This window comes from Protofrankia sp. CiP1_Cm_nod3 (assembly GCF_982290655.1).
Map to the genome: position 1 here is coordinate 1 of NZ_CEVIVD010000199.1, position 6,725 is coordinate 6,725.

Annotated in this window: 5 protein-coding genes; 1 reads left to right on the top strand and 4 read right to left on the bottom strand. The window is 73.5% G+C overall.

Going from position 1 to position 6,725, the window contains the following annotated elements; genetic code table 11:
• Nucleotides 1–4,232: BREX system serine/threonine kinase PglW (gene pglW, locus AC5LUJ_RS22525; RefSeq protein WP_493465699.1), on the bottom strand; the 4,232-nt coding region annotated here is incomplete at its 3' end.
• A gap of 227 nt (nt 4,233–4,459) precedes the next feature.
• On the bottom strand, nt 4,460–4,777 hold the full coding sequence (locus tag AC5LUJ_RS22530; protein WP_493465700.1) for a hypothetical protein: 318 nt from the start codon (nt 4,775–4,777) through the stop codon (nt 4,460–4,462).
• 12 nt (nt 4,778–4,789) lie between these two features.
• Here AC5LUJ_RS22530 and AC5LUJ_RS22535 point away from each other — a divergent pair, with 12 nt between their 5' ends.
• Nucleotides 4,790–5,443 carry a DUF3039 domain-containing protein gene (locus tag AC5LUJ_RS22535; protein WP_493465701.1) on the top strand — a complete coding sequence of 218 codons (654 nt, stop codon included), beginning with the start codon at nt 4,790–4,792 and terminating at the stop codon, nt 5,441–5,443.
• A gap of 372 nt (nt 5,444–5,815) precedes the next feature.
• Here AC5LUJ_RS22535 and AC5LUJ_RS22540 read toward each other — a convergent pair whose 3' ends face one another.
• Both AC5LUJ_RS22540 and AC5LUJ_RS22545 read right to left on the bottom strand, forming a co-directional pair.
• Nucleotides 5,816–6,256, bottom strand: coding sequence for a type II toxin-antitoxin system VapC family toxin (locus tag AC5LUJ_RS22540; RefSeq protein ID WP_250287099.1), 441 nt, complete (start codon nt 6,254–6,256; stop codon nt 5,816–5,818).
• On the bottom strand, nt 6,253–6,495 hold the full coding sequence (locus AC5LUJ_RS22545; protein ID WP_250287101.1) for a hypothetical protein: 243 nt from the start codon (nt 6,493–6,495) through the stop codon (nt 6,253–6,255). The genes AC5LUJ_RS22540 and AC5LUJ_RS22545 overlap by 4 nt, the downstream gene beginning before the upstream one ends.
• Nucleotides 6,496–6,725 lie beyond the last annotated feature (230 nt).

Below are 6,725 nucleotides of genomic sequence, written 5' to 3' on the forward strand. Positions count from 1 at the left end.
CTGCCCAGGCCGGTGGGCTGGCGGACGACCGGCGCCGCCCGCGAGCCAAGCCCGGTCGAACCGGTCCCGGTCGAGGAGAGCAGGCCGTGCGGGGGCATGTAGCCGTCGCGGGCCGCGTCCCACTCGAGGGCGAACCCGGCCGCGGCCAGCGGGCCGTCGAGCGCCGGGTGTGCCGGCAGCTCGGTGGCCAGGCCCGGGAAGCGGTTGCGCACCCGCTCGTGGATGGTCGCGACGTCCAGCAGCGGCCGGTCGGGCCGCTCCTCCGGCCCGCCGGGGCTGCCGGGGCTGCCGGGCTCGCCGGGCCGCGGTGGGAGCGCGGCCGGGCGGGTGGGCAGCACGCCGGCCTGGGCCAGGCGCAGCGCCCGGACGAGGTCCAGGTCGCGGGGGTAGATCTCCAGGCGGGCGTTGGCGGCGGCGGTGCGCGACGCGGCGGCGGCCAGCCGGACGAGGCGCTGCGCCTCGAGCGGTGGCAGCCCGGCCAGGCCGGCCAGCCCGTCGGCTGCGGTCCCGGTGCCGCCGCCCGCCAGGCCCGCGTCACCGGCGTCGTCGGCATCGTCGGCACTGCCCGCGACGGGCCCGGCGCGGACCGCGGCCAGCTCTCGCAGCACGGTCGCCGGGGCGGGCAGCTCCTCGGCCCGCGCGAGCCGGTCCGCGGCCCGGCCCAGGGCGATGGCGTACGCGAAGAGCGCGGGCGCGGCCGGGGTGAGCGGGCCGTCGTCGTCGGTGGCCTCCAACGCGACCAGCGTCCGCTCGTAGAACCTGCGGCGGGCCAGGCGCGGCTCGGGGTCGAGGTCGACGGTCTCCAGCGCGGCCCGGACCACGGCGGCGGCGAGCGCCTGACGTTCGGGCCGCGAGCGCCGGGCGCTGCCGCGGCGGGCGAGCACAGCGGTGACCAGCTCGTCGAAGCCCATCACCCGGCCGGCGCCGCGGAGGATCCCGACCAGCTCGTCGTACACCGAGCGGACCGCGCCGTCGGCGTGCCAGGCCCTGCGCCGCGCGGTCAGCACCTGCGCGATCCGGCCCGACGTCACCCCGACCCGCTCGGCGACCTGCTGCTGCGGCGCCCACAGCGGCACGTCCGGCAGCGTGCCCGCGGCGTCGGGCAGGCCGAGCAGCAGGCGGGTCGCCTCGCGTTCGGTGGCGTTGCGTTCGGTGGCGCCCCGCCCACCGGAGAGGGCGCGGGGGAGCAGCCGGTCGGCGAGATCCTCGACCGGCATGCGGGCGTAGTCCGGCACCGCGGCCGTCGTCGCGTCGGCCGTCGTCGCGTCGGTCGGCTGCCGCCCGTCCGGCGTCGGCCGCGGCGTGCCGGTGGGGGTGGTGACCGCCGGGGGCGTGGCGAGCGCGCGGCGCCACAGGCGGATCCGGGACTGCAGCTCCTGGCGGGTCTTCGCGCCGGTGCCCGGCAGGCTGATGATCTCCTTGGAGCCGAGCGCCAGCAACTCGCCGACGGTCGTCGCGTTCAGCCGGTGCGCGGCCGAGACCGCCCGTGGCGACAGGCCCGCGGCCTCCAGCGGCGTGTCGGCGGTGGCCGCGGCGGCGGCCAGGTCGCGGGCCTGCTGGGCGGCTTTCCCGTCGACGGCGTCCGCGGGGCCGGCGGGGCCGGCGGGGCGGAGCCCCGCCGTGCCGGTCGCCGGCCGGCCGTCGCCCGGCGGATACGGATGGACGGTCGGGGCCGGCGGGGTGGAGTCGGCGGCGCGGAAGAGGGCCTGCCAGGCGTCGCGCATGTCCTTCAGCGACGCGAACCGCCGCGCCGCGTCCCGGTCGAGCGCGTGCAGGAAGAAGGAGGTGAGGCCGGCGCGGATCGCCGGGTCGAACGCCTCGGTGGCCACCGTCGGCGGGCCCGTGGTGAACCGCGCCTCGGCGGATCCGTCGCCCCACAGCGGCAGCTCGCCGGAGGCCATCTCGTGCAGGGTGACCGCCAGCGCGTAGCGCTCGGCGTGGTCGTCGTAGGTGGTGCGGGTGCCGGCGCCGAGGAACGGGTCGAGGTAGCGGGGCGTGCCGGCGGTGGTGTCGCGGACGGAGATGCTGGCCAGCGAGAAGTCGATGAGGACGAGCTGGTAGGTGCGGTTCGGCCGGCGGCGGATGACGATGTTGTCCGGTTTCAGGTCGCGGTGGGCGACGCCCTCGCCGTCGAGGTAGTCGACCGCGCCGAACAGGTAGTCGCTGTAGGTCTCCAGCTCGTCGACGGACAGCCGGCCCTCGCGCAGCCGGCGGGCCACGGTCTGCTCGCCGGCGTGGTCGAGGACGAGCACCGTGCGCCCGCCGACGACCAGCGTGTCCGGGCGGGCCAGGCGGATCACCCGGGAGTCGTTCAGCCGGCCCAGCACCGACGCCTCGTGCTCCAGGCGCGCCACCCGCTCGTCGGAGAGGGCGACCTTGAGGACCTCGTCGCGGTTGGTCTTCTCGTTGTGGGCCAGGAAGGCGCGGCTCGTCGAACCGGTGCCCAGCCGCTCCCGGATCCGCCACTCGTCACCGACCAGGTCGCCGCGCTGAGCCTCCAACGGGTCCCGCTCCGGCCCGGGCTCCGGCCCGGCCTGTCCCGCTGTGGGCGGGCCTGCCGGCGGGCCGCCGTCCGCGGCACTGCCGCCGGGTGCGGGCGCCGGGACGTCCGGCCGGGTGAACTCGTCCTCGACGAGCAGCAGCCAGTCGAGCAGCTCGCCGACGCTGGCGAAGCGGTCGTCGGGCAGCGGGCGGGTCGCCTGCGCCACCAGTTCGTTCGCCGTCTCGGACAGCGAGTCGACGACCTCCGCCGGCTGCAGGCCGCCGGACTGCTCCAGCCGCGCCTTCAGCGCGTTGGGGCTGTCCGCGGGCGGCTGGCCGGTGAGGATCAGGTAGGCCAGCGCGCCCAGGCCGAAGACGTCGATGCCGACCGGGTCCGGGTAGGGTGCGCCGATCTCGGGCGCCAGGTAGCCGGCGGCGGCCAGCTCCAGATGCGGCAGGAACCGGGCCGCGGGCTCCACCGCCAGCTCGCGCGACGTCTTCGTCATCGCGCCCGTCATCGCGCTCGTCAGCGCACCGGTGCCCGAGCCCGCGTCGCGGGCCGCCGCCTGCCAGTCGCTGATCATCAGCCTGGGTGCGAGCCAGCCCTGCCCGCCGTTGCCGTTCCCGTCCGCCGCGCGGCGGCCCCGCGGCACGACCAGGACGCTGCGGGCGGCCAGCGCCCGATGGTAGAGATGCCGGCCGTGCGCGTAGGCGACCGTCTCGACCAGTTGACGGATCATGGACAGCCGGGTGCCGGCGTCGAGGCGGCCGCCGTACCGGTCGAGATAGTGGTCCAGGCGCATCTCGCCCGGCCGGTGACGGAAGATCAGCGCCGGGCCCGCCTCGTGGCTTTCCAACCCGTCGACCTGGACGATCCCCTGATGGCTGATCCCGTGCAGCACCAGGAACTCGCGGCGGGCGGTTGCCTCCCGGTTCGCCCGCTCGGCCTCCCCGGCGGCCCGCTCGACGAGGTAGATCCGCACCCGTCGCCGCTCGGAGGCGACCTGGGCGTGGGCGGCATGGTAGTCCTGCCAGGTCGGGCCGGAGTCGAACGCCGGGAACTCCAGCTGCCAGGAGCCCACCCGCTGGTGGCGTCGGCTGCGGGCGATCCCGGCCGCCGGCAGCAGCTTGGCCAGGGCCTTCGACAGCTCGGGGGTGACCCGCTGCCGCTCGTCGCGCAGCGGCGCGTCCAGCAGGCCGGACCAGATCGACGGCAGCGCCCCGCCACCACCACCGCCACCACCGTGCCTGCTGGCGCTCTGGCCGGGGGCGTCGCCCGGGGTGCCCCGCTCGGGGCCGAAGACCCAGTGGAGCTGGTGGTCGGGGAGCTCGGCCCGCAGGGCCGGGTTCGACAGGAAGACCGCCGGCTGGATGAACGGGATCCTCGTCCGGCTCGCGCGGCCGGCGTTCTCCAGCAGGGACCGTAGCTCCTTGGACTTCTGGTTCGCCAGGTGCAGCGGGTTGTCGAAGATCCGGGTGTCGCCCGAGTCGCGGTGCTGGGTCCAGTTCGACCCGGACGCGGTCAGCCGGCCGACCAGGCTCTTGATCTCGATGAGGTAGACGCCACCGCGGGCGACGACCAGCAGGTCGACCTCGCGGATGTGCCCGGTGGCCGCGGTGAAGGTGAAGTTCGACCAGGCGCGGTACGGCTCGGCGTCCGGCAGCAGCCGCCGGACGTGCTCCAGCGCCTCCCGCTCATGCGGGAACTGCGACGGCGTGACCGTCTCCCACCGGCCCTGCCCCTCGCGCACCCCGTCCCCCTGCCGTGCCCGCTATGTCTCCACCCGTGACACTAGCCCACACCAGGCCAGGGCCGGCAGACGGGAACACCTGATCCCGGCCAGCGGACGGCAGCCGCCGGAGCGACGTCCGTGGCGGCTGCCGCGGAACTTGTCAAGATCTTTGAGGCAAGATTCTTTGCGAACCAGCCTACTTCTGATCTTTGTGTGATCTTTGTGTGGGGACAACCTCCGATCTTTCAGGCACGCCCTCGTCGGCCGGTTCGCTGTCCTCGCCGGGCCGCGTGCCGCCCGACCACGCCGTCACGGCCCGCCTTCGACGACATCCCGGGCCCCGGCACCTTCCCGCGGGAGCGGGCGCGGCCGCCACCGCCGATGGCCTCACCCTCGGCGCTCTCCCGGACGAGGTCGTCCAGGATGTCGATGACCTTCTCACGAAGCTGCGGTTCCTGGAGATCAAGACAGCGCAGTGGTGAGGAGGCGTCTGGGAGGATCGCGTAACCGGCGTCCACTGGCTGCTGGTCGCTGGGCTGGCCAAGGGCGAACACCAGGACCACGACGACTTCTACATGCGGGTCAGGCGGGAGAACGACGTCGGCGGCCTGCACCGTTGGCTGCCCACCTCCGAGGACCAGCGCCTCCTCCGACAGGAGACTGCCGCGCGGCTCCTTACCGCATGGGAACTCGCCGTCCAACGACAGATGCTCGACGCGCTCCGCGAGATCCAAAGCGGCGGTTCGACCCGCATCGACATCCCACATCCGCGATCAGACGAGGGCAGGCTCGCGAGACTCACCCTCATCGTCACACCTGTGCGCGAGCCCGGCTACGAAGCCGACGAGATCGAACTCGAGGTCGTCCCCCTAGCGGCCTACGCCGGCAGCAGTCTGTCGTGGCAGCTCACCGTACGGGCACTCATCAGCCTGAGCCCTCCCGAACAGGGCTGGGACCGCTGCAAGAACTCCTACACGAACATCGCCGAGCCAGGCGCCTGGACCATCTGCGTCGCCGAACTCGAGAAAATCGTCACCGCGCATGAGCTCGCGGAGTCCGAACCCGGTCGCCACAGCCACTACACCCACCGCGAGCACCTCGCGGGAAACACGATCGAGGGCCATGCCGTCCGTGCACTGTGCGGAGCCTTCTTCGTACCCACGCAGAACCACGAGAGACTTCCGCTCTGGCCGCCCTGCCAGGAACGATTCGTCGAACTGGCGGACTAGCCAGCCCGTGCAGATTGAGGGCAGCCTGCTTGGCCCCCCGCCGGCTCCGGTGCCGGAACGGCAGATCGTCCGGGTCTGGTCCGGGAACGGATGGGATGATCGCGTTCATGGGACCCGGCGGGGTGTGGGGTTACCGGGCTCGTGGCATCGACAGCTCAGCCTGGTACTTGTGATCCGCTATGGCGTCAGGAAGCGGTGCTGGAGGGTGGGCGGCGACGGTGAACGTGCGTTGCGCGACCCGTAGCCGCCGGAGGGCCGAGCCTCCTGGAACCCTTGGCGGTGCGGCTGGCTGCGGTCCCGGCATGATTCCTGAGCGTGCGTGTGGGGCGTGGGGGTTCGGCTGCCCCGCCGGACACTCTCGTCCATACATGATCATCGATGTGTGGTGGCTGGATCGAAGAAATCGAGGCCGGGGAATCTGGCGAAGCCCCGGTCCGTGGTGGCGAGCCGGCAGCCGTGGGATATGGCGAGGGCCGCAAGGTAGGCGTCCGGCACGAGGTTCCCGCGGATGCCCTGGTCCTGGGAGACATGGGTGCCGAGCACGTCCCAGGTGGCCGGGGTCGCTGTCAGGGGCCGGCCACGCGGGGCTGTCCGTAGGCGGTTGACGAACCGCAGCGCGTCGGCGGTGGGTGCCGGGTCGGCGAGGATGCGCGGGTTGGTGACGATGCGGAGGAATCCGGTGAGGCAGTGGTCGGTCAGGGCGAGCTCGTCCCGGCCGCCTACTGTCGCGGTGAGCCAGGACGCGTAGGTGGCGTGGTTCTGCGCCTCGCGTCGGTAGGCGTACACGAGGACGTTGACGTCGGGCAGGATCATCGCCGGCCGTCGGCGTCCAGTGCCGCCCAGAGCGCGCCGCGGTCGGTGACGTCGACGAGGAACCGGCCCTGGGGGTCGCCGTAGGCGGGGAGCGGGTCGACGTGTACCGGCTGCTCGCCGCGGGCCAGGACGCTGCGCAGCCCCTCTTCGACGAGGCTGGTGAACGTCCGGCCCTCGGCTCGGGCGCGTTCCTTCGCCGCCTCTGCCAGGGCGTCAGGCAGGTTGATGGTCGTTCGCATACATACGAGCATACCGGGCTATGCGCTGGTGCATATCCTGCGTGACAGCGAGATGGTGACGGTCGCCTGTCTGGTGGGTGGCACCCGCGTCACCAGGAGCCGGTTGTAGGCGTACTGCTGGCCTGCTTGTCGACCTGAGTTTCACGGTCTCATCGAACAGGTGTTCACGCGTCGAGCTGTCCGCCGAGGAATCGTCAAGCGGACAGCCCGGACCGGGCGTCGTCGCAGGA

Bases quoted from the DNA above. Each gene is read 5' to 3' on its own strand.
- AC5LUJ_RS22535 (WP_493465701.1), top strand. From the start codon at position 4,790: ATGCGGGTCAGGCGGGAGAACGACGTCGGCGGCCTGCACCGTTGGCTG.
- AC5LUJ_RS22545 (WP_250287101.1), bottom strand. From the start codon at position 6,495: ATGCGAACGACCATCAACCTGCCTGACGCCCTGGCAGAGGCGGCGAAG.
- AC5LUJ_RS22540 (WP_250287099.1), bottom strand. From the start codon at position 6,256: ATGATCCTGCCCGACGTCAACGTCCTCGTGTACGCCTACCGACGCGAG.